The following is a 23,469-nucleotide window of genomic DNA, read 5'->3' on the forward strand; positions in this document are numbered from 1 at the left end:
CGCACCGGTCAGCGCTCATTAAGTCCTGCGTGGCTTAATGAGCGGATACTGTTATTTATGATATCACAAAGAAGCTTCCGTGACAAAGCGTTCCGCTGTTACGGCGGTACTTCTGTGACGAAAACATTACGTTCCCATGATTGCAAAAACACAGTTTTGTGTATAAAATAAAAGACAAGAAAGAAGGTCTGCGTATGAAATTTGATATGCACTGCCACACCAGAGAAGGGTCTATCGATTCCCATGTGGCAATCAGAGAGTATATTACGATTCTGAAGAGCCGGGGGTTCGGCGGGATGCTGGTCACCGACCACGACTCATACCGGGGATACCGGTACTGGGAAAAGCATCAGGACACGATGCCGGATGATTTTGTTGTGCTGAAGGGGATCGAATATGACACCCGGGACGCCGGGCATTTCATCGTCATCATGCCGGACGGCGTGAATGTACGGCTGCTGTCAGTCCGCGGCATGCGCGCGGAGATCCTCTCCAAACTGGTTCACCATTACGGAGGTATCCTGGGGCCGGCTCATCCGTACGGAATGCGCAGTTCCAGCGCCATGTTCTTCCGCAAGATCAGAAAGCATCCGGAGATTATGCGGAGATTCGACTTCCTCGAAGGCTTCAACACCTGCGAGCTGGTGAGCGCGAACGTCAAAGCCCGCGGACTCGCCCGGGAATATGATCTTCCCTGTATCGGCGGCTCCGATTCCCACAAAGCCATGTACGTAGGCACGGCGTTCACGGAATTTGACCGTGACATCACCTGCAACAACGATCTGATCGACTGCATCAGAAACAATGGGATTGTAGCCTTCGGCGGAAAAGAGCGAGCCTTCCTGCGGCACCATAACAAGCGTTACTGGAAGGTCACCAACTATACGCTGAAGACTTTGAACCGGAGCGCCAGCCTGCTGTTGAAGCCTTACCGGAAAATTAAAGTCCTGCGAATGGGTCTCTACGACGAAAACATCGAATAACGTAATTGAACTGCCTGGAACTACCGGGTTTCCAGAGAATATTTTTCTGCGACCCGGCGGAATCCCGGCAGGGAATTTACAATCGTATCATAGGCGACACAGTACGAGATTCGAATATATCCGGGACCGGCAAAGGCGCTGCCCGGGGTCACTAGGATATGCTCCTCTTTCAGCCGTCCGACGAATTCGGTCTCATCCTCATCCGGGGATTTCACCCAAAGGTAAAACGCCCCCCGGGGCTCCAGGCAATCATAACCGGCCTCAGTCAGCCCGTCGTACAGCGTCCGCCCGTTCTTTTCATAAAAGGCGATATCCGCCTTGGCATCCAGACAGCGTGTAATCGCCAGCTGAATCAGAGACGGCGCGTTGACAATTCCGATAATCCGGTTGGCAATCGTCGCCGCCGTAATGAATTCCTGTGAATCATCTGACGCATCGGGAACCAGAACATATCCGATCCGCTCCCCCGGCAGGGAAAGTGATTTACTGTAGGAATAACAGATAATCGTATTGTCATAATAATCCGGGATATGCGGAACCTCTGCATCGCCGTAAACCAGTTCTCGGTACGGCTCGTCCGAAATCAGATAGATTGGATGCCCGATCCTCTCTGATTCCTCCGCCAGAATTTCCGCCAGCTGCCGGATCACCGTCTCCGGATAGACCACTCCCGTGGGATTGTTCGGCGTATTGACGATGATTGCCTTTGTCTTTTCTGTGACCGCCTTCCTCAGCCCTTCCATATCCGGCAGGAAGGATCCGTCTGGCCGCGGTGCGACTTCCACCGTCTCCGCATAGAAATTTCCGATGTAATTTTTGTATTCCACAAAGTACGGTGCGAAGACGATGACCTCGTCCCCGGGATCCAGAATCGTCTTCAGCGCGACATTCAGCGCTGAGCCCGCCCCGGCGCTCATAATCACATTTTCCGCGCGATAGGCCGTGCCGTACCGACGGTTCAGATCCTCCGCAATCGCCTGCCGCGTCTCCTCAAAGCCCGCGTTGGACATGTACCCGTGCACCCGGATCGGATCCTCGTTCTGCAGAATATCGACAATGGCGTCGCTGACCGCCCGGGGCGCCGGCACGTTGGGATTTCCCAGGCTGAAATCATAGACGTTTTCCGGTCCCACGACCTGCGCCATTTTCTTCCCTTCCTCGAACATCTGCCGGATTACAGAGTTTCCGGCAACTCTCGGTTTCATATTTTCCGCGATCATTTCATCTGCTCCTTTCCGACGGCGAACGCCTTCAGGTTCAGCTTGACAAACTTCTCCTTTACTGTTTTGCGGATGATTTCCTCCCAGTCGATATCATCCAGCCCCATGGCCTGTACCAGCGCACCCAGCAGAATCACGTTGGCTGCCTTCACGTTGCCCAGTTCTTCCGCCTTCCGGGACGCATCAATGACCACCACCTTCTTTGCCGTCTTCTGCAGTTCTTCAATCACGTCCGGTGCATATTCCTCCTCTCCGGTCAGCACCGTCATCGAAGGAATCTCTTCACTGTTCACCACCACGGTTCCGTCCGCGCGGATGTAGTCCAGATTTCTCAGCGCCTCCATCTTCTCGAAGGAAACGATGATGTCGGCGGTTCCCTTCTCGATTACCGGCGACCATACCCGCTCCCTGCTGTATCTCACCTGGGAGGTCACGTCTCCCCCCCGCTGGCTCATTCCGTGAATTTCGCTCATCTTCACGTCGTAGCCTTCCTCCATCAGTCCGATGGTCAGCATCTTTGCGGCAAGGATCGTTCCCTGTCCCCCGACTCCCGTCAGCAGTATATTCTTTGTCATCTCTCCTTACCTCCCTGTTTCCTTTGTGATAGCGTCCACAGGACATACCTGCATGCAGACGTCACAGCCCACGCAATCCGCTCTGTTGATGCGCACCTTCTTCTCTTCCTTCTCAAAGATCAGCGCAGGACATCCTGTACCCATGCAGGCGCGGCATCCGATGCATTTCTCCGGATCTACCGTGTCCTTCGTGCTGAACAGACCGTCGAATTCCTCCAGATCCGCTTCAGAGAATTTCTTCAGTACACAGGGCCAGCGCGTGATGATCACTGACGGCTCCTTCAGCGGCAGAAATTCATCCAGCGCCGCGTCTACCGCCGCAAGGTCGTTGGGGTCGATCACCTTCACATGACGGATTCCGAGTGCCTTCACCAGCTCTTCTATATCGATAATCGGTGCAGGCTCCATCTTCACGGTGAATCCCGAACCCGGATTCTGCTGGTGTCCTGTCATTCCCGTAATCCGGTTGTCCAGAATGATATTGACTGTATCACTTTTGTTGTATACCGTGTTGATCAGGGATTCCACTCCCGTATGGAAAAAGGTGGAATCTCCCAGCACCGTCACTACCTTGCGTTTCACCCCTGCGCGGTTGAACGCCTGCTGTGCTCCGTGGCCCACCGAGATAGATGCTCCCATGCACACTGTGGAATTCATCGCGTTATACGGTGCTCCCGCTGCCAGCGTGTAGCATCCGATATCTCCGCTGATCATTATATCCTTTCTCTTTCCCAGGCGGTAGAACAGTCCTCTGTGGGGGCATCCCGCACAGAGGGACGGCGGTCTCCGGATCACCTTGCTCCGGTCGTATTCCACCTCCGGCAGCGTGCTCCCGGTCAGGCTCTTCCGCAGTACATCTGGCGTCATCTCCCCGTAAGGCGGGAAAGTATCTTTTCCGTGCACCTCAAATCCCAGTCTCTGGCAGAATTCTTCAATGTACGGATCATCTTCCTCCACGATGTACACCCGGTCCATTTTCTCACAGAATTCCCGGATCATCTTCTCCGGCAGAGGATTGGTAAATCCCAGTTTCAGGTAGGATGCCTCTTCACCGAACACCTCTCTGGCGTAATAATAGCTGACGCCGGAGGCAATCACGCCGGTCTTTGTTCCATTGATCTCCGCGTGGTTGAAGGATGAGCGTTCACTGTACTCCGCAAGTTTCTTCATCCTCTCCTCAATCTGCACCCGCAGGATCCTGGAGTGCGCCGGCAGCGCCACGTATTTCATCGGATCCGGTTTCCATTCCTTCACCGGCACTTCCTGTCGTTCGCCGCATTCCACCAGGGATTTGGAGTGACAGACCCGAGTTACCATGCGGATCATGAAAATCACATTATAGGTTTCCGACAACTCGAACGCCGCCTTCATCATATCCAGACACTCCTGGCTGTCCGCCGGCTCCAGCATCGGGATCTTCCCCATTTTCGCATAGTTGCGGTTATCCTGTTCATTCTGGGATGAAAACATTCCCGGCTCATCCGCCGTCACGATCACCGCTCCTCCGTTGACACCCATATAAGCAAACGTCATCAGCGGGTCAGCCGCCACATTGACTCCCACATGCTTCATGGACGCCATGCTCCGGACTCCCGCCATGGAGGCTCCGATCGCGGATTCCATCGCCACCTTCTCATTGGGCGCCCACTCCGCATAGATCTCATCATATTTCGCGATATTTTCCAGAATCTCCGTGCTGGGAGTCCCCGGATAGGCTGACGCGTGTCTTACGCCCGCCTCATATGCTCCTCTCGCGATAGCCTCATCGCCTGTTAACAGTTTCTTCATCCTTGTCTTTTCCTCCTGCTATATTAAAGATGTTCTTTCCCGATTTTACCACTCCTCGCAGACGGATTTCCCTCCTGCGACCGATACAGATAATTCTCCGCCTTCTGTGACCGGCGACGCTGACAGCCATCTGTCACACGCCCTGTTTATGCGGTACCTGCCGCGTCAGTGCAGAAAAACTGCCGTAAGCGCTCATTAAGTCCAACGGAAGCTTAATGAACAGACTCTATTATAATATCACAAAATATAGTTCCTGTTGCCTTTGTCACAAAAAAATCTGTGTGAAAACGACCGGCTTTTTTCGATTCCCCGTCCGCATACGGAATTACCGTTCCGCCTCATACGCTTCATACCACTCCGACAGCTGGTCGAGAATCGGAATCAGTGCGTCGCAGGCTTCGGTAGTGCTGTATTCCACGCGCACCGGCACCTCCATGTATTCTCTGCGTTCCACAAGCCCTACCGACTCCAGTTCCCGCAGCGCTCTGGCGAGCACTGTGTTCGACACGCCATCCATGCGGCGCTTCAGTTCATTGTAGCGAGTCGGTCCGCCGTTGTTCAGAGTGCAGATGATCTGCATCTTCCATTTTCCTCCGATCAGATCCATGGAGCGGCTCAGGGGGCAGGTTTCCAGACACGGGCAATTGTAATGCGTTTCAATCATGGTCATCTCCTCCTTACCAGGTAACAAAAAAATGCGTTATTGCGTTTTCTCTCCTGCTGCCATATTATATAAATAGCAAAAAGAAATCAAGTGCTAAATTACTACTTAGGAGAAAATATGAGCGCATTTATTCAGGGATACACGCTTGGACTTGCCTATGTAATGCCCATCGGAACACAGAACATCTTCGTCATCAATACGGCGCTGACACAGCGGCGCAGCCGTATCTGGCTGACGACATTCTGCGTCTTCTTCTGCGACATCGTCTGCGCGCTGGCATGCTTCTACGGAGTGGGTGGGATCATGCAGTCCTCTCGTTGGCTGCAGCTGGCGGTTCTCGGCGCCGGTTCGCTGGTGGTCATGTGGATCGGATTCTCGATTTTTCGGGACAAAAGTACCCTCGAGGGCGATGAGGGTAAATCTGAGCTTTCTGCTGCGAAGGTATTCACTACCGCCTGTTTCGTGACCTGGGCCAATCCGCAGGCATGGATCGACGGAAGCATGATGCTGGGCGCCTTCCGCACCTCTCTGAACGGCGCAGACGGCGCACGGTTCATCATAGCTGTCTGTCTCGCCTCCCTGTCCTGGTGGGTGGTGATGCCGACGGTTGTTTCGCTGCTCCAGTCCCGCATCAACAACAAAGTCTTCCGCGCCATCAACATCATCTGCGGCGCGATCATCATGGCCTACGGAGCAAAACTGCTGGTCAGCTTTGTACGACTGGCCGCTGTGATGTTCGGATAAGGGCTTCGCTCTTTAAACTCACGCCCTGTCCGGCGTACATACAGAAAAGGAGGCCGCGCGCTATGCGTGACCCCCTTTTCTGTATGGGAAAATTATCCTTCGATTGCAATGTATTTATTCTGCTCGATCTCCGGTTTGGCCTCTGCCTTCGGCACATCGATTTTCAGAACGCCCTGGTCGAATCTGGCCTTAATATCCTCCTGTCTGACATCATCGCCGACATAGAAGCTCCTGGTGCAGGTTCCCTGGAATCTTTCTCTTCTGATGTAGGAACCATCCTCGCCCTTCTCGTCATTGTTTGTGGACGTGGTTGCCTCTACCTGCAGAACGCCGTCATTCAGTTGGATTTTAACATTGTCCTTGTCAAATCCCGGCAGATCCATATGCAGTTCATAATGGTCTCCGGCGTCTTTCACGTCGCTCTTCATCAAAGTGTTTTCTACACGGTTTCCACGGAACGGCGGGAAATCCATAAAATCATCGTTGAAAAATCTGTCTCCAAAAATGCTCGGTAACAACATAGTAAATACCTCCTTTTAATATCGGCATCTCTGCCTGTTTGTCTGTCTGTTCTGATCAGGCTCTCCCGATCTCTGTTAATCTCTGTCTCCCTATCTCTTTCTGTTTCCTTCGTTCCTCCTTACAAGTATCATTATACTCATTTTGTTAGCACTGTCAATAGGTGAGTGCTAATTTTTTTAAAAAATTTTTCTTTTGCTTTTTTCGGTATTTAATGCGTGCCCGGCCATCGGATATGCTTGAAATATCAATCATGCAGAGAGTATATTCGGTGGCCTGCCGCAGGGCTTCAGAGAACTTTATCCGAAAAACCTGCGGCTCCATCGCACCGCTAACGCCGTCAAAAACGCGGAAAACGGCACTGTCAGAATCACCGCTATCGCCGCGGTCATCCCTCCGAGCAGTTCAATGCTTATGAAATCCGCGTTTATCAGTTGGTTAAACTGATAGCCATAGGAAATTATCACCATCAAAGTTGTTATCACGGAGCCTGTAAACGCCAGAATCAGCGTCTGACAATTCGCGCCGGCCAGATCTCTCCCGATATTCATCCCCGAACGAAACAACTCATTGCTTCTGATATCCGGTTTCTGTTCCCATATCTCAAACAGGGCCGAAACCACCGACATCGCTATGTCTATCAATGCACCGAGACTTGACACCGCAATGCTGACAAAGAGCAGACCGGATACGCTAAGACCCGATTTCTGTCGGATCAGGATCAGTTCCTCCGCCGCCTCCAGATTATATCCGTTTACATACATGATTCCTGAGAAAACCACATATACGGCTGATGCCACAGCCATACCGAGAACCGTTGCCGCAACTGCGACCCATGTTTTCCGACTCCAGCCGTTCAGCAGCGTCATGGCGCTGACGATAATCACCGTTGCCGTGATGAATGTCACCACCGCAGGCGAATACCCGTGAAACAGTGCCGGCAGCAGAAATCCCAGAATCATAACCATCGCGGAAGCAAGACCGAGCAGCGAACGCAGTCCTTTGTGCCCTGCGACAACAATCAGCAGCGCTGCAAATACTCCCAAAAGAAGAATTCTTCCCAGAGTACGGTCATAGTTATATATATTGTAGAACGGCTTCACTCCCGGGGAACTGTCAACCTTGACGATCACACGGGTTCCCTTGCTGCAGATAATATGATGCGTGTTAGTGACATCATTGTCTATCATGAGTTTTCTGCCCTTCAGCGGTCCCTGATCAATGTGAACCTCCAGCTTCTGGTATCCCAGTCTGCGTGCTCCCTCATTGTCTCTGCCGGTCAGCGATTCCTCAGCGACTCTGGTTACATATCCCTTATAATAATTGAGTGAATCAGACTCATAGATCCTGCTGTCGACCGGATTTGCGTGATTCCAGATCAGCACAGCAAGGACAATGACTGTCATTGCCCCTGCAGTTATCAGATCTTGTATTTTGTTACATCTTTTTTTCATCAGCTCTATCTGACTTTTACAGTCTTGCTTTCAGACCATTTCCCATAGTAGGTTTTACCGTTCACTGTCTTATAGCCTCTGACCCTAACCTTGTATCTGCTGCCGGATTTCAAGTTTTTGATCGTTTTATAGGTCCGGGTGCTCCTAATGCTCTTCCACTTGGAGCTTCCGGCCTTTCTGTAACTGATCTGGTACTTTACACCCTTCGCAAGCTTACTGTAACTGACAGAAATCTTTTTCTTTCCCGCTTTAGCTTTCTTGATTTTTCCTTTGCTGATTTTTACCTGCTCCGGTTTTTGCTCCGTATCTGTACGCGAGATCTTGAAGGAATCCAGAACCGGCATTTCTTTCGTATCCGTAAAATATGTCGTAAAGGTCAGGCTCGTCCGTGTCACTTCGACATTGGTAATGTTCGGTCGATTACTCTGATCCTTCATCGCAATGAAATCTGTTAAAGAATCATTGTTGTATTTGTAATACTTACTTCCGGATGCAGAATTGGCAGTAAGATAGAATACCTGCCCGTCTTTCGGATCCATAACGGAGGTGCTGTCCGAAGTCTGCGGATCATTTGCGTCCATCAGATAGGTTCTGGTATAGCAGTGATCATGCCCCATCAGTACAGCGTCGATGTCCAGATCGGAGAAAATCCGGGGGAGCTCTGATCTGCGTTCCAGAATGTCATCGTCTGTTGCATGACTCGCTGCACTGTAAATGGAATGATGGAAACTGACTATTTTCCACTGAGCGTCCGGATTTGCCTGCAGCGCCTGTTTCATAAATGCTCTGTGCTCACTGGTGCTTCTGTTATTGGAGTTGAGATTCATAAACAGAACCCCGTTATACATATACCAGTAGTCTCCGCTTGCTTTGCCGGAGCTGTCCACACGTCCCAGGAAAGATACGTTAGGAATATTTCCATGCGCTGTGTACAGTGTGCTTCCGGAATCATGATTTCCTTCATTCAGCGCCAGTGCATAGGACTGCAGCTCGTCCGGCGTAAAGAATCCCTGATACTGAGATTCTTCTGAAGCGCCTTTATCGTTAATCTGATCCCCGGCACTAAGAATGAAACTTGTCTGCGGAAACTTCTCCGTTGCGAAATCCAGTGTATTGACCCAGCCCTTTGTGTCATTTTCTGCATTATGGCTGGCACCGATCTGCGGATCTCCGGCAAACAGAAAACTGAAAGAATCCTTTTCTCCCAGATCCTGCGTTGCAAAGGTATAAGTATCCGACCATCCGTCATCATTTCCTACTCTATAAATATATGTTGTGAATTCATCCAGATTCTTCAGCACTGCTTTGTTGGAATAGAATCCGCCGAGTCCGCTCTTTACCTGATCGGCTCTGCATTTTCTGGCGGAAGTTTCCGGGAACTCATCGCCATTTTTCCATCCGGACGGTTTGACCGCCACCTGCACATAAGACGCTTTTCCGGATTCTCCCAGCCAACTCAGATTTCTCTTTGTTTCATCCGTCCCGATCTGCAAAGACACGTCGCGAACTTCTTTCTGCGGAAGAACCGTGCTCACTGTAAGATCCTGAAGATCAACATAGATATCCGAGCTGCTCGCTCTTCCCTGGTGCAATTCCACTGCCAGAACATTATCTTTCGCCTTCAGGTTCAGACTGCTGATGTCTATACCGTCGCTGACCGCTGAAACTGTGCCGGTCTTCGGTTCTCCGGCGTTGGAGCCTCCGTAACCGTTCTCATCGAACGAGCTGTCATCGAATCCGGCTATCTTCTTTCCGTTGATCGTTACAATCGCTGCGTCATCATATAAAACAGTTCCTGTGATTTCCTTTATCTGACTGACATCAACATCATCGATATCAAATTTTGTTCTCAGATAATAGACCGGCACGTCGTTTGAAGTTCCACTGATGTACTGATTCAGAAGCACATTCGGAACGAAACCGCTGCCCAGATCGGCTTTCTGACCGTTCTTCGCTCCAAAGCTTCCCTTCCCGGAAGACCAGGCGGAATCATCGAAATCTGCATCGCTGTTCCAGCCGGCCTCAGGTTTAGTGTTATTGTCAAGATAGCGCCAAGTTGTCCCGTCAGTGCTCACTACCCTGTCTGTCGTCGCCGTACCCGACGCAGTTCCCGCATATACGTCTGAATTCGTCATTTGCGCCAGGTTTCCCGTTCCCGCCACGATCATGACGGAAAGTGCGAGGGCAGAAATTTTGTACAAACCTCGTAATTTAACCATCTCTTTACCATCCTTTACTTCTGTCAACTTCAGATCTGATACAGAGAGAATATCATATGTCTGTAAGAACCGCATGCTTGTCAGCGTTAATTATTTGTAAACAAAGAACTCTCTCAGAAAGTATTCATGAAGTCTTTTATCGCCTGACACCTCCGGATGAAATGCGAGGGCAAGCTGATTCTTGTATTCCGCCGCAACGATGTGCCCGTTCACCTCCGCAAGAGTCTGCACAGCAGGATCATCCCTGCACAAGTCCCCAGAACCGGCATTCCTCCCTGAATAAACGCTCTGATCGGTTCGAGCATTCCCGTCTCTTGCAGCAGCCGCTTCTGCGATTCTAGCCTGTTCGGCATTGGTAACATCCATAATCACTCTGCCTTTCAGCATCCATTAAGTCCCGGCAAGGGCTTAATGAGCAGGCACCATTTAATATACGGAAAAACTGTTCTTTCCAAAAGATGCAAAAGCTTTTATTTTTTAGAGTAGAAAAGCCCGCAGAACAACGCCTGCGGGCTTTTTATCGATTTCATATACAGTTTCAGTTGAAAAGCAGTGCCGGTATTGAAAACATGATTGCCATGACGACACAAAGTCCAACAATAAAAATCTTCAGCGCCAGACTTTTTCCATTGCTCTTTTTTTCTGCGTAAACCGGCTTCTTCTCCGGATTACGATAATTTTTAGGTTTATTGCTCATTCGCGGTTCGCTCCCTTCCTGCACCATGATTATATATGATATTGCGGTTTTTTGCAATCAGACTTTGAAAAACATCGCAACAGACTGCAGCAATCTTTTTTTATCTTTCTCTTGACAATCTCCCCCGTCTGTATGTATAATTTCGGAAACGAAAGCTTGTGCACTGCGCACAGAAGAGGGAGTAGTCAGAATACAGTATCAACAATCGCGGTAACATACCTGGTACTGTAGCCATTGATTCGATATGGTGACGAGACTTTTCATGCCGGTTCCGAACACGGAAGCCGGATGAAGAGTCTCGTTTTTTATCAGCCGCCGGCGCCAATTGCGGCAAGGCGGGAAAGGAAACAAACATGAAGGAATATTATCAGCAGACAGTCTCGGAGGTATTGAAACGGGTAGGACAGACCCAGGCCGGATGGAGCAGTTCTCAGGCATCTGAATTGCTGGAAAAACACGGGCCGAACGCGCTGCAGGCGGGGAAGCGGAAAACCGTATTGCAGATGTTTGCAGAACAGTTCCGGGATCTGATGGTCATCATTCTCATCATCGCGGCGGTCATTTCCATGATCTCCGGCAATGCAGAGAGCACACTGGTGATCTTCGCAGTACTGATCATCAACGCGGTACTCGGCACCGTACAGAACAGGAAAGCTGAAAAATCTCTGGACTCCCTGAAGTCTCTGGCTTCTCCGAGTGCCAAGGTCATCCGCGGCGGCGTGACGCAGGAAATCAATTCCACACAGGTTGTGCCGGGCGACATCGTTGTTCTGGAGGCAGGCGATATGGTGGTTGCGGACGGACGCGTCATTGACAGCTTTTCACTTCAGGTAAACGAAAGCTCCCTGACAGGAGAATCCACCAATGTAGACAAAAGCTCCGGTGTGATCGACGGGCAGGTCCCTCTCGGTGACCGCGTCAACATGGTATATTCCGGCTCTCTGGTCACCTACGGCCGTGCTGTAATCGCCGTAACCGCCACCGGAATGGACACGGAAATCGGCCGGATCGCTTCCATGATGAACGCCACCAAAGAGAAGAAGACACCTCTTCAGCGAAGCCTTGATCAGTTCAGCAGCCGTCTGGCCGTCGTCATCATGATGATCTGCGCCATCGTATTCCTTCTGGGGCTTTTCCGCGGCGGACTCTCCATTCTTGATTCCCTGCTGTTCGCTGTGGCACTGGCTGTCGCCGCAATCCCAGAGGCCCTCAGTTCCATCGTCACAATCGTTCAGGCGATGGGAACACAAAAGATGGTTCGGGAACACGCCATCATCAAAGAGCTCAAGGCTGTTGAAAGTCTGGGAAGCGTCTCAGTAATCTGCTCCGACAAAACAGGAACACTGACACAGAACAAAATGACCGTTCAGGATGTCTACATTGATGAGCACGTTATTCCCTCCTCCAAGCTTACGCTGGACGATCCGATTCACCGGATGCTCCTGTACAACGCCATTCTGACCAATGATTCTTCCCTGCGCGACGGGCAGACAATCGGCGACCCAACCGAATTCTGTCTGCTGGAAATGGCCGAAAAAATAAATGTTCCTCATCAGAATATCCGCGCGCAGCTGAGCCGTCTGGAGGAAATCCCCTTCGATTCTGACCGTAAACTGATGACCACCCGGTATGAAATTGACGGAAAGGAGCTTCTGCTCACCAAAGGCGCTCCGGACGTCCTGCTGAATCGCTCCGGAAGACTGCTGACATCAGACGGAATCCGCTCCATCACCGACGCAGACAGAAATCGGATCGTACAGGCCAACATGCAGTTCTCGCAGGACGGACTGCGAGTTCTGGCCTTTGCCTACAAAGACGCTCCTGCCGACCGCGAAATCGGGCCGGAGGACGAACACGACTATACATTCATCGGACTGATTTCCATGATGGATCCTCCTCGGGAGGAATCCATGGAAGCCGTTGCAGAGGCAAAACGCGCCGGAATCCGCCCGGTCATGATTACCGGTGACCACAAAATCACCGCTACTGCCATCGCGAAGAAAATCGGGATCTTTGAGGAGGGCGATCTCGCCGTAACCGGCCTGGAGCTGGATGCGATGTCAGAGGATGAGCTGAATGAGAAGGTGGAGAAAATTTCTGTCTACGCCCGCGTTTCCCCGGAAAACAAAATCAGGATCGTTGATGCGTGGCAGAATAAAGGACACATCACCGCGATGACCGGCGACGGAGTCAACGATGCGCCCGCGCTTAAGAAGGCCGATATCGGCGTCGCCATGGGAATCACCGGAACAGAAGTGTCCAAAGACGCCGCCGCCATGATTCTGACAGACGATAATTTTGCGACAATCATCAAAGCTGTTGCCAATGGCAGGAATGTATTCCGCAATATCAAAAATTCCATCGAATTTCTGCTTTCCGGAAACATGGCCGGAATCTTTGCGGTACTTTACGCTTCCCTGGCCGCTCTTCCGGTTCCCTTTGCCGCAGTGCATCTGCTGTTCATCAATCTGCTGACAGATTCACTTCCGGCTCTGGCAATCGGCATGGAAAACCCCGAAAAAGATCTGCTGAATGATAAGCCGCGTGACCCGAACCAGGGAATTATGACAAAAGACTTTCTGCACAGGATCTTCTTCCAGGGCGCTCTGATCGCCATCGTAACGATGACCGCATTCCATCTGGGGATGCAGGTCAGCCACATGACCGGCATGACAATGGCCTTCTCCACACTGACGATAGCACGTCTGTTCCACGGCTTCAACTGCCGCAGCAGACACTCGATTTTCCGGCTCAGGCTGACCAGCAACAAATATACCATCGGTGCGTTCTTCCTGGGGCTGCTCCTCCTGAACCTGGTTCTGTTCGTGCCGTTCCTGCGTCCGCTGTTCATGATCGCGGATCTCACCGCATGTCAGTACGGCATGATTTACGCCCTGGCCTTTCTTCCTACCGTAGTCATCCAGACTGTCAAGGTAGTTCAGGAGTACCGGAAACAATAAATTCCAAAACCCGGTCAGGCTGTGTTCTCATTCAAACGGAAATTGATACGGGAGACTGAACCGGTCACGAAGCTCCCTGAATTCTTTCTGCAGTGATTTCCCTACCGGAACGCCCCTGTTTTTCCGGTATTCGCGGATCAGATGTGCCTTCTCGCCCGGCGTGAATATGCGGACTGCTCCCGGAGCTTTGGCGGAGGAGCGAAGTGCTCGCAGAATATCTCCGGTTTTCTTCCGGAAGACGTCCTCACCGCTGAAAAACTCCGGATTAATAACCAGGAAAAAGTGTCCGAGATGATAGGGGCGCCGAGAGCCGTCCGTATTTTTGTCGGTCAGGTCCTTCATGAACAGTCCGTCTGCCAGTGCCGCACTGAGAATTTCCACAACAGCGGCGTAGCCATATCCTTTGTAGCCCGCCAGTTCCTCGCCGATTCCTCCCAGAGGAGCAAGAGACGCCTCTCCCTCCGTCAGCGCCTTCAGGATCGCTTCACTGTCGGTCATGGCGCGTCCGTCCCTTCCGACCACCATGCCTGCCGGAGTGTCCCGGCCGTTCCTTGCGAAAAATTCAATCTTTCCTCTTTGGGTGATGGAGGTCGCACAATCCAGAATAAACGGAAATCCTTCGTCGGTGGGAAGTGAGAAAGTCAGCGGATTAGTTCCCATCATATTGTCCACGCCGAAGGTGGGGGCGATAGACGGGCGCGCATTAGTTCCGGAAATCCCGATCATCCCACGGTCGGTCGCCATGGTTGTCCAGTACCCGGCAATTCCGTAGTGCGAAGAATTGCGTATCGCTCCCATCGCCAGTCCATACCGCGAAGCTTTTTCCAGCAGCATCTCCATAACCCTGCGGGACGCCACCATGCCCATTCCGTCATGTGCGTCCGCCACCACCGTCGTCGGCGTATCCTTCAGAATCTCGAGTTCTGTGACCGGACGAAGAATTCCGGCGTCGATCCGGTCGATGTAAATCGGCTTGAACCGATTGCATCCATGGCTTTCAACTCCTCTGCGGTCGCTCTCAAGCAGAACGTCCGTACAAATTTCAGCATCCTCCTCCGGTACGCCCACTGCCCGGAAAACATCCGTCATGAATCCGCCGGCTGTCTCCCATGGAACAAAGGGACGCGTCTCATTATCAATTACTCCGTTTTCATCAAACTGAATTGCCATAACTCTTTCATACTCCTGTTTTTCATTAATTCTATTTTCTACGAATTTCAGTGGGAAGCCGAACGGAAAACGTGATTCAGCTGCTTTCTGATGAAAATCCCTCAGAACCCTCTCGGTCAGATCAACAGCCTTTAATGTCAATTCCTTTTTCATGCTGTATGTCTGCAATTTCCTCGTCAAAAACTTTGTAGTCTGTAGTAAAGTTTAATCCATATCCCTCGTATTTTCAACCGATCCTGTGGAGAAAAACACCGGGAAAACAAAAAGAAGAGAACCTGCCGGGAACCGCTTCGAGATCAAAAGACGAACATTCCCGCATCCGTTACGAACGCGGGAATGTTTTTTGTAACTGTCGTAATCACGCAATCTGAAGCCGCACCTGCGGTTCTTCAAGTCTCCGATGATTATTTAATCGCCTCGGCCTCAGTAACTCCGGTTTTGGATTCCGCCGCTTTCTTGGCCGCTTTCAGATCGGAATACTTCTCCTCTACGATCTCATCCCAGAGTTCGCAGTTGTCAAAGCCGATATCCTCCGGAATAAATACCGGATCCAGACCAAGATGTTTCTGATACTCGTAATCCTTAAGGAGCCTGAAGGACTTGGGCGCCATCAGCGCCAGCACCGGCAGGTTGAGCCAGCACATGATTCCGACGCCGACATCCGCGTAGTTCCATGCTGTAGTCATATCCTTCATGGATGCGAACAGCGACAGAGTCGCAATGATGATAACGCCGATGAAATATGCGTATTTCTTCGCCTTGTCGGAAACCGCATTCATAATATACTGGATGTTCGCATCCGCATAGACTGCGAAAGACAGCAGCGTTGTGAACGCGAAGAAGAAGATTGCAATGGTGATGAACGGTGCTCCGAATCCCGGAATCAGGGTATCAATCGCTCTCTGAACATAACCGGGGCCTGCTTCTACGCCGGGAAGATTTTCGACGATGAAGCTCTTTCCATCCAGCGCCAGAACGTTGTAGCATCCGGTGGACAAAATCATCAGCGCAGTTGCGGTGCAGACCATCAGTGTATCAACGTAAACGGAAAACGCCTGTGCCAAACCCTGCTTAGCCGGATGGGAAACCTCTGCCGTAGCAGCAGCGTGTGCTCCGGAACCCCAACCTGCTTCGTTGGAGTAGATTCCTCTCTTAACGCCCATCATGACGCACTGTCCAAAGATTCCTCCGAACAAAGCCTCCTGATTGAACGCGGAACGGAAAATCAGAGCAAACATCGGTCCGATCTGTTTTGCGTTCGCAACCAGAATAATGATCGCGAGTACGATGTATACAATCGCCATGATTGGCACGACATACGATGCGAAGGAGCCGATTCTCTTCAGTCCGCCGATGGTAACCAGCAGGAACAGTACGAAGATCACTATGCCGACAACCAGCGGATTGATATTGAGGTTCAGGCCTTTGAATGCGGTGGAAATCGCGTTTGCCTGAACGGTCGGGCCTGTGATGGTCATCGCCAGGATCGTCGCGCAGGCAAAGATGATCGCCAGCGGCTTCGCCTTCAGTCCTTTTTCGATGTAGTAAGCCGGGCCGCCTCTGTACTGATTCAGTACCTTTCTTTTGTACACCTGCGCAAGTGCAGACTCAGAAAACGCAGATCCTGCACTTACCAGCGCGATTATCCACATCCAGAACACCGCACCCGGACCCCCGGTTCCGATAGCGCTCGCCACACCGGCGATGTTTCCGGTTCCGACTCTGCCACCCAGTGCCATAGCAAATCCCTGGAAAGAGGAAACTCCGTTCTCACTGGATCCTCCTCTTACGAGCTGATGCACCATATCCTTGATCAGCCTGAACTGAGGGAACTTCATCCCGATCGACAGGAAAATTCCTACGCCCAGAGCGAGGTAGACAAGTGCCGGAGCCCACAGAAAGCCGTTCAATGTACTTGCTAAGCTGTCTAACATAAAAAACTCCTTTCAATTATTGCGAAAAAGACTCACCGCCATACGGCAAATAATAACTCTGTGTTATATAATAGATGTTCAATTCAAAAAAACTCAAAAAAAATCGAGTACATGCGAGATATTTCGGAAAAAAACCACGATTCAACCAATTGCAGAACCGCCGCAGCGGCGGATTCCCACGAGCGCGCGAGGCTGTAGCCACCATACAACTACTCTCCCATGGAATTTATAATAATTTAATAAATTATTTACATAATATTTTCGTTGACGTGATAGGCTGAACTTCAGAATATCCGATCTCCCGACGCTGCCTGACTGAATTGACTGCAACAGTCGTGAAGAGAAACTGTTTTCGCCGTTCACCATCTTCACATCGACCATGCGAATCCGGGGATTTCAATCAACGCTCAGATATAGTATAATAATTAGTGTCTGCTCATTAAGTCCCCGTCGGACTTAATGGGCGCTGACGGCAGTTTTTCAGCAGCGCCGCGACGCACCATCCAATGGAAGGGTACGCCGGCAGACACTAATTGATGCTTGTGCTCAGGGATTCGGCCGTTTGTTAACACACAGCTCGTAAGTGTGCCGGAGTCGTGCAGAACTTCTCCTGCTCGGCGTGCGCCGAATCCGCACCGGATCTCCGATACGAAGGAGGTATTTTTATGACAATCAGGAAACGACTGATTCTTTCCAATTTGCTGATGATCCTGCTGCCGGCTGTCATGGCGCTGGCTGCTTCTGTGGTAATCGGGGATATATTTGAGAACCGGATGGACGGGCTTGAAGAAATTTTCGAGGAGGGACATCTGGATATCGGAGATTTTGAAGACCTGAAAACATCGCTGCTTGCACTTGCCGGCGGAATCGCGATGATTTTCATCGGCGCAGTTATTCTGATCAGCGTTATTCTGACCGGAATCATAAGCCGATCCATCATCCGTCCGCTTGAGGAACTTCGGGAAGGAGCGCGACGCATAGGAAACGGAGATCTGGATGCAGAGATCGCCTACAGAAGAAACAATGAAATCGGCGAAGTGTGCAGGGATTTCAATGAGATGCGCATCCGTCTGAAGCAGTCGGTAGAGGAACGAATCCGATACGATCAGTACAGACGTGAGATGATCAGTGGAATCTCTCACGATCTCCGCACGCCTCTGACCTCCATCCGCGGCTACGTCGAGGGTCTGCGGGACGGCATTGCAGATACAGATGAAAAGCGGGAGCGTTACTATGCGGCGATACAGCGGCGCACCTCCGACCTGGAATCGTTAGTCGAGACCCTTTCTTTGTTCAGCAGGCTTGAAAATTCATCCTTTCATTACAACCTGCAGAGAACCGAGCTCGGCACGTACATTTCCTCCCTTATCGACGACTATATGAGCGGCGCAGAGCGCGACCGGATAAATATTTTGTACAAAGCGCAGTCACCCGAACCTGTGGCCATGATTGATCCCCGGGAAATGAAGCGGCTCTTCGTCAATCTCTTTGAAAACAGCCTACGATACAGCCAGAAGGACTTAGTCACCGTCAGCGTGGATGTCCGTTCGGACGGTCAGTCGGCGCTTATCACAGTTTCCGACGACGGTCCCGGCGTTCCGGAAGACGAGCTTGAGAGAATATTCGACAGCTTCTACCGGGGCGACAAAGCCAGATCCAACGCCGGCGAAGGAAGCGGCCTGGGGCTCTCCATCGTGAAGAGCATCGCGGAGGGGCACGGCGGCAGTGTGCGCGCCTTCAACCGAGACGGCCTGAGCATTGAAATCGAGCTGCCGGCTGTGCGCTGAAATCGAACTGCCGATTATCTGTTGAATTCGAATCACCGACTGCCATTGAAGTTAAGAGGAGTAACCTATGAAGAAAATACTGATTGCAGAAGACGATGAACTGATTGCGGCGCTGGAGCGGGATTATCTTGAAGCCGCGGAATTTGAGGTGGTCATCGCATCCGACGGATTTGAGGGCATGCGCCTGGCGACGGAGGAGGAATACGCGCTGATCCTGCTTGACGTCATGCTCCCCGGCCCCAGCGGTTTTGACATCTGCCGTGAGGTGCGCAGGAACAAAAACACACCGATCATCATGGTGACAGCAAGGAAAGAAGACGTTGACAAAATTCGCGGACTCGGTCTGGGCGCGGACGATTACATAATCAAGCCGTTCAGCCCCTCTGAAATGGTGGCAAGAGTCCGGGCACACATCCGGATACACGAAAGACTGCTCAGCGAGGCGCGCGAGCCGGTGAAAACGCAGGTCATCGAGGTCGGCGGACTGAAAATCGATACACTTTCCCACCGTGTCTTTGTAAACGGCTCGGAGGTCGCTCTGACGAACAAAGAATACGAACTGCTTTGTTTCCTCGCATCAAACCCGAACATCGTGTTTTCGAAGGACGCCCTGTTCGACCGGATCTGGGGCATGGACGCCTGCGGGGACACCTCTACCGTGACGGTTCACATCAACAGAATCCGGGAAAAAATCGAAGACGACACTGCAAACCCCCGTTACATCGAGACCGTCTGGGGCGCCGGATATCGATTTACAATTCTGTAACCGCCGCCGCGAATTCCGTATCCGTGAAAAAAATTCCGGAGTTTATAAAATATTAATAAGCTGTTAAAATCAGTTTAATTTTTTTCCTCTATACTATGTCCAACAGTTGAAAATACTTACTAAACAGGAGACTGTGACGTAAACGTCGCAGCAGACACAAAGGAGGAAAATTTTATGGAGGATAAGAATAAGAAGAAGGGAATTTCCGGGAAACTGACAATGACTGAGGCACGGAGTTTTATCGGCAGGCACAAAAGACTGATGACTGCCGCCGCCGCATTCGTCATAATCGCGGCGATCACACTGCCCGTTGCCAATTACGCGCTGGAGCGTTATGAAGACAAGCTGGAGGCACGGTATGAAACAAAACTGAATGCGCAGGCTGCCGGTCAGACGGATACTCTGCAGACAACAGCGACAGACGCTCAGACCTCCCCGACCCGACTCACGGATGACAACAACGATCCGGAAGACGCTCAGGAGCAGCGCGCACTGGCCGAGCTTGCGAAAAAAGCCGGCTGCACGGAAAGCGAAGCTCTGTCGGTGCTCAAAAAGCATCTGAATCTCAAGGACAGCGCGGACATCGTGTCAGACGGACTGGAAGAAGAAAACGGCGCGCTCTTTTACGAATTCAAATACCTCGATACAAAGGGAGTCGTGCACAGTTATATGGTGAATGCTTCCACCAGGGCAGTCGTTGAAGAAATGGACGATGACCATGACGACCGGAACGACATCGACGACGACCGCTATGAATACGACGACTGATCAGCACTGTCCGGCACTGACTAATGCGGCAGAGGGCTTCGGAAACGGCGAAGCCCTCTGCCGCATTTAACAGCAAGACTGCCTTCGCAGTCTTTTTTTGTGATGCGGTTCACGGAAAAGGCAATCGGAATAAGTCCCACCGGCGGAGAAAAAGCAAACGCCCCGGCTGGAATTATGGTACAATACGAAGCAGGAGGTTTCTTCTATGAACGCAAAGAAAGAAAATACGGATGCCCTGAGCCGAAAGGTTCTGACGGGCATCCGTGATGAAATTCTGGACGGGCTGTATGCGGAGTTCGGCGAACACCCTGCAGAAATGGCGCGCCAGCGCCGGATTGCCGCGGCAAAATACGTCTTCGACCGACGTCAGGTCGGGATACGTTCCGGCATCGTCGCCATTGATTTCGCCATGCGCGATCTCCGTCTTCCTTCGGAAGACGCCCAAGCCTATAAAAACATCTTCCGGCTGTGCCAGTACTTTGTTTTCCGGGACGGTGATCTGCGGCAGCAGGTTCTGGACTTCAGTCAGACGCCGGACGCCGCACGGATCCCGAAAAGCATGGACTGGATTCTGAAGAATCTGGACAGTTTCTGCGAATCCGTGTAATGCCGCAGCCGGCTTTATACACTGCCCTGCAAGAGCCGCCGCAATACCGCAGTTTATTTCCCGACGATTTCCTTTATCAGCGTTGGTTTTTCCGGTTTTTTCTTATCGATGATGTAAGCCTTCCGGGCCTGCTCGGCCGCAGCATCCGCCTTCTTGCGTCCGCTGCTGAAGACAGACGCGAGAACGTCCCCTTTCGACACATGATCCCCTACCTTCACATGCAGCAGAATTCCCGCGCCGGGGTCGATGCTGTCTTCCTTTGTCGCCCGGCCCGCGCCGGAATGCTGTGAAGCGATGCCGATCTGCTCCGCGTCGATCTGCCGGATGTATCCGGTTTCCTGTGCGATAACGTCGCACTCGGACGGACTCACAGTCAGAATCGAGGGATCGTCACACACCAGCGGATCGCCTCCCTGAGCCGTGATCAGCGCACGGAGTTTCTCCAGTCCGGCGCCGCTGACCAGCGCCTGCCTGGCCACATACGCTCCCTCTTCATAAGTCCTGACCCGGCCGCCCAGGTAAATCATGGCGCCGGCGATCTCCACAGAAAGCTCAGTGATATCCTCCGGACCCTCGTTCCGCAGCACATGAATAGCCTCCTGCACCTCCAGCGCGTTTCCTACTGCGTCACCCAGCGGCTGACTCATATCCGTAATTATTGCGATCGTCCGGCGCCCGGCGTCAGCGCCGATATCCACCATAATCTGCGCAAGCCTGCGGGCATCCTCCTGCGATTTCATAAACGCCCCTCTCCCGCACTTCACATCCAGAACGATGGCGTCGCTGCCGGCAGCCAGTTTTTTGCTCATGATGGAGGACGCGATCAGGCTCATGTTTTCCACCGTGCCTGTCACATCGCGCAGGGCGTACAGTTTTTTGTCGGCCGGCGTAATATGTCCCGACTGCCCGATCAGCGCAATTCCCGTTTCCCGCACCTGCTTCATGAACGCCTCCGGCTCCAGTGTCGTCCGAAGCCCCGGAATGGATTCCAGCTTATCCACCGTTCCTCCGGTAAACCCGAGGCCGCGTCCGCTCATCTTGGCGACAGGCACGCCGCAGGCCGCGGCGATCGGACCGACGATCAATGTAGTTTTGTCCCCCACTCCTCCCGTAGAATGCTTGTCAACTTTAATTCCCGGAACAGAGGAAAGATCCACCGTATCCCCGGAGCGTCGCATCGCCTCGGTCAGCTCCATTGTTTCTCCGCGGTCAAGTCCCTGAAAATAAATCGCCATCAGCAGTGCGGAAGCCTGATAATCCGGAATTTCCTCCCGGACATATCCGTCTACGAAAAATCTGATTTCCGCCGGTGACAGCACGCCGCCGTCCCGCTTCCTGATGATAATATCCTGCATATCCATAAAATCCCACCTCTCAGTGCAAGGGAAAGCCCGGGGTAAACTTCTCCGGGCTCTGCCTGCTGGTCACTCAGTTATATCCTTCAGAAAACTCTCGCCCATAGCGGTTTTCTCCACACCCAGATACTCGGCGATGGTCTGGCCGCAGTCTGCGAAGGTTTTTCTGGTCCCGATGCTCACGCCCGCGCGCACGCCGGCGCCGCAGATCAGAATCGGCACATATTCCCGCGTATGGTCAAATCCGCTGTGAACCGGATCGTTTCCGTGGTCCGCGGTAATCACAAGGATGTCCTCTTCCTTCATCGCTGCCAGAATCTCCGGCAGCCGTCCGTCATAGTCCATAATCGCGCGCCCGTATCCGGAAGGGTTCCGGCGATGTCCGTATAAAGAATCAAAATCCACCAGGTTCGTGAAGATCAGTCCGCCGAAGTCCTCCTTCATCGCCTCCAGGGTTTTATCCACGCCGTCCATGTTTCCGTCGGTGTGAACGGAGACTGTGCAGCCCTGACCGTCAAAAATATCATGAATCTTCCCGACCGCATATACCGTCTGCCCTGCCGCCGATACCTTGTCAAGCAGCGTCGGCTCGGGCGGTGCCACCGCATAATCTCTGCGGTCCGCGGTTCGGATCCGTTTTCCGTCTCTGCGGATATACGGCCGGGCAATCACTCTGCCGCAGGCCCAGTCTCCAACCAGCATTCCCCGGGCGGTTTCACAGATTTCATACAGACGTTCCAGCGGAATCACGTCTGTGTTCGCCGCAATCTGAAAAACGCTGTCTGCGGATGTATAGACAATAGGCTTTCCTGTAGCCTCGTGTTCATCTCCCAGTTCCTCGATGATGACCGTTCCGGAGGCCGGGTAGTTGCCCAGCACTTCAGTTCCGATGGCCGCCTCAAACTTTTCAATAAATTCCTTTGGAAATCCGTCCGGATAGGTTTTAAACGGTGTGAGTGTTTCAATGCCACAGATTTCCCAGTGTCCTGTGATGGTGTCCTTTCCCCGTGACATTTCACGCATGCGTCCGAAAGAGCCGGTGATTTTTTCTTGCGGAAGTACAAAATTCCCGCCTCCGGCGTTTTCGATGTTTCCAAGTCCCAGCTTCTGCAGGTTCGGAATACGGAATCCTTCCGTATTCTCCGCGGCGTGCAGAAAGGTATTCGCGCCGGCGTCTCCGTACGCCGGCGCGTCCGGCTCCTCGCCTACTCCCATGCTGTCCATAATCATAAGAATGACTCTCTTCATAATCGATTCAC

The 23,469-nt window shown here is 52.0% G+C and carries 20 protein-coding genes; 7 read left to right on the forward strand and 13 right to left on the reverse strand.

Annotated elements, in window-relative coordinates; genetic code table 11:
- Nucleotides 1–194: 194 nt before the first annotated feature.
- Nucleotides 195–983, forward strand: coding sequence for a PHP-associated domain-containing protein (locus FYJ64_RS10155; protein WP_154575023.1), 789 nt, complete (start codon nt 195–197; stop codon nt 981–983).
- A 20-nt stretch (nt 984–1,003) separates the two neighbouring features.
- Here the strand turns inward: FYJ64_RS10155 and FYJ64_RS10160 are convergent, their stop codons facing one another.
- From FYJ64_RS10160 to FYJ64_RS10175, 4 genes are all read right to left on the reverse strand, one after another.
- Nucleotides 1,004–2,203: a pyridoxal phosphate-dependent aminotransferase gene (locus tag FYJ64_RS10160; RefSeq protein ID WP_154575024.1), complete on the reverse strand. Its 1,200-nt coding sequence runs from the start codon at nt 2,201–2,203 to the stop codon at nt 1,004–1,006.
- Nucleotides 2,200–2,778 carry an indolepyruvate oxidoreductase subunit beta gene (locus FYJ64_RS10165; protein WP_154575025.1) on the reverse strand — a complete coding sequence of 193 codons (579 nt, stop codon included), beginning with the start codon at nt 2,776–2,778 and terminating at the stop codon, nt 2,200–2,202. Before FYJ64_RS10165 ends, FYJ64_RS10160 begins: the two co-directional genes overlap by 4 nt.
- A gap of 6 nt (nt 2,779–2,784) precedes the next feature.
- The gene (gene iorA / locus FYJ64_RS10170; RefSeq protein ID WP_154575026.1) at nt 2,785–4,566 is read right to left on the reverse strand and encodes an indolepyruvate ferredoxin oxidoreductase subunit alpha; all 1,782 of its coding nucleotides are present in this window, start codon (nt 4,564–4,566) and stop codon (nt 2,785–2,787) included.
- Between the two features lie 325 nt (nt 4,567–4,891).
- Nucleotides 4,892–5,230, reverse strand: coding sequence for a winged helix-turn-helix transcriptional regulator (locus FYJ64_RS10175; protein ID WP_075712331.1), 339 nt, complete (start codon nt 5,228–5,230; stop codon nt 4,892–4,894).
- 117 nt (nt 5,231–5,347) lie between these two features.
- On the opposite strand from FYJ64_RS10175, the gene FYJ64_RS10180 reads away from it, so the two are divergent.
- On the forward strand, nt 5,348–5,974 hold the full coding sequence (locus FYJ64_RS10180; RefSeq protein WP_154575027.1) for a LysE/ArgO family amino acid transporter: 627 nt from the start codon (nt 5,348–5,350) through the stop codon (nt 5,972–5,974).
- A 92-nt stretch (nt 5,975–6,066) separates the two neighbouring features.
- Here FYJ64_RS10180 and FYJ64_RS10185 read toward each other — a convergent pair whose 3' ends face one another.
- The 5 genes from FYJ64_RS10185 to FYJ64_RS10210 form a co-directional block, all read right to left on the reverse strand.
- On the reverse strand, nt 6,067–6,495 hold the full coding sequence (locus FYJ64_RS10185) for an Hsp20/alpha crystallin family protein (protein ID WP_154575028.1): 429 nt from the start codon (nt 6,493–6,495) through the stop codon (nt 6,067–6,069).
- A 297-nt stretch (nt 6,496–6,792) separates the two neighbouring features.
- Complete coding sequence (locus FYJ64_RS10190; RefSeq protein WP_206045642.1) at nt 6,793–7,899, reverse strand: YibE/F family protein; 1,107 nt, start codon at nt 7,897–7,899, stop codon at nt 6,793–6,795.
- A gap of 53 nt (nt 7,900–7,952) precedes the next feature.
- On the reverse strand, nt 7,953–10,166 hold the full coding sequence (locus FYJ64_RS10195) for a metallophosphoesterase (protein WP_206045643.1): 2,214 nt from the start codon (nt 10,164–10,166) through the stop codon (nt 7,953–7,955).
- A 90-nt stretch (nt 10,167–10,256) separates the two neighbouring features.
- Entirely contained in the window at nt 10,257–10,553 is a 297-nt protein-coding gene (locus FYJ64_RS11905; RefSeq protein ID WP_235897171.1) for a type 1 glutamine amidotransferase family protein, read from the reverse strand.
- 151 nt (nt 10,554–10,704) lie between these two features.
- On the reverse strand, nt 10,705–10,863 hold the full coding sequence (locus tag FYJ64_RS10210; RefSeq protein WP_154575031.1) for a hypothetical protein: 159 nt from the start codon (nt 10,861–10,863) through the stop codon (nt 10,705–10,707).
- 353 nt (nt 10,864–11,216) lie between these two features.
- On the opposite strand from FYJ64_RS10210, the gene FYJ64_RS10215 reads away from it, so the two are divergent.
- Nucleotides 11,217–13,823 (forward strand): cation-translocating P-type ATPase, encoded by a 2,607-nt coding sequence (locus FYJ64_RS10215; RefSeq protein ID WP_154575032.1) that lies wholly within the window; start codon nt 11,217–11,219, stop codon nt 13,821–13,823.
- Between the two features lie 27 nt (nt 13,824–13,850).
- On the opposite strand, the gene FYJ64_RS10220 is transcribed toward FYJ64_RS10215, so the two are convergent.
- Together FYJ64_RS10220 and FYJ64_RS10225 are read right to left on the reverse strand one after the other, a co-directional pair.
- The gene (locus FYJ64_RS10220) at nt 13,851–15,146 is read right to left on the reverse strand and encodes an Ldh family oxidoreductase (protein ID WP_268891421.1); all 1,296 of its coding nucleotides are present in this window, start codon (nt 15,144–15,146) and stop codon (nt 13,851–13,853) included.
- Between the two features lie 251 nt (nt 15,147–15,397).
- Nucleotides 15,398–16,927 (reverse strand): alanine/glycine:cation symporter family protein, encoded by a 1,530-nt coding sequence (locus tag FYJ64_RS10225; RefSeq protein ID WP_154575033.1) that lies wholly within the window; start codon nt 16,925–16,927, stop codon nt 15,398–15,400.
- Nucleotides 16,928–17,592: 665 nt separating this feature from the next.
- Here FYJ64_RS10225 and FYJ64_RS10230 point away from each other — a divergent pair.
- From FYJ64_RS10230 to FYJ64_RS10245, 4 genes are all read left to right on the forward strand, one after another.
- Entirely contained in the window at nt 17,593–18,714 is a 1,122-nt protein-coding gene (locus FYJ64_RS10230) for a sensor histidine kinase (RefSeq protein ID WP_154575034.1), read from the forward strand.
- Nucleotides 18,715–18,781: 67 nt separating this feature from the next.
- Nucleotides 18,782–19,480: a response regulator transcription factor gene (locus FYJ64_RS10235; RefSeq protein ID WP_154575035.1), complete on the forward strand. Its 699-nt coding sequence runs from the start codon at nt 18,782–18,784 to the stop codon at nt 19,478–19,480.
- 174 nt (nt 19,481–19,654) lie between these two features.
- Entirely contained in the window at nt 19,655–20,248 is a 594-nt protein-coding gene (locus FYJ64_RS10240; RefSeq protein WP_154575036.1) for a PepSY domain-containing protein, read from the forward strand.
- Nucleotides 20,249–20,453: 205 nt separating this feature from the next.
- Nucleotides 20,454–20,855, forward strand: a complete 402-nt coding sequence (locus FYJ64_RS10245; protein ID WP_154575037.1) for a hypothetical protein — start codon at nt 20,454–20,456, stop codon at nt 20,853–20,855.
- 53 nt (nt 20,856–20,908) lie between these two features.
- Here FYJ64_RS10245 and FYJ64_RS10250 read toward each other — a convergent pair whose 3' ends face one another.
- Complete coding sequence (locus FYJ64_RS10250) at nt 20,909–22,216, reverse strand: pyrimidine-nucleoside phosphorylase (RefSeq protein ID WP_154575038.1); 1,308 nt, start codon at nt 22,214–22,216, stop codon at nt 20,909–20,911.
- 63 nt (nt 22,217–22,279) lie between these two features.
- Complete coding sequence (locus FYJ64_RS10255) at nt 22,280–23,458, reverse strand: phosphopentomutase (RefSeq protein WP_154575039.1); 1,179 nt, start codon at nt 23,456–23,458, stop codon at nt 22,280–22,282.
- Nucleotides 23,459–23,469 lie beyond the last annotated feature (11 nt).

Origin of the sequence: Hornefia butyriciproducens (assembly GCF_009695915.1) — a bacterium.
Taxonomy (GTDB): Bacteria; Bacillota; Clostridia; order Peptostreptococcales; family Anaerovoracaceae; genus Aminicella; species Aminicella butyriciproducens.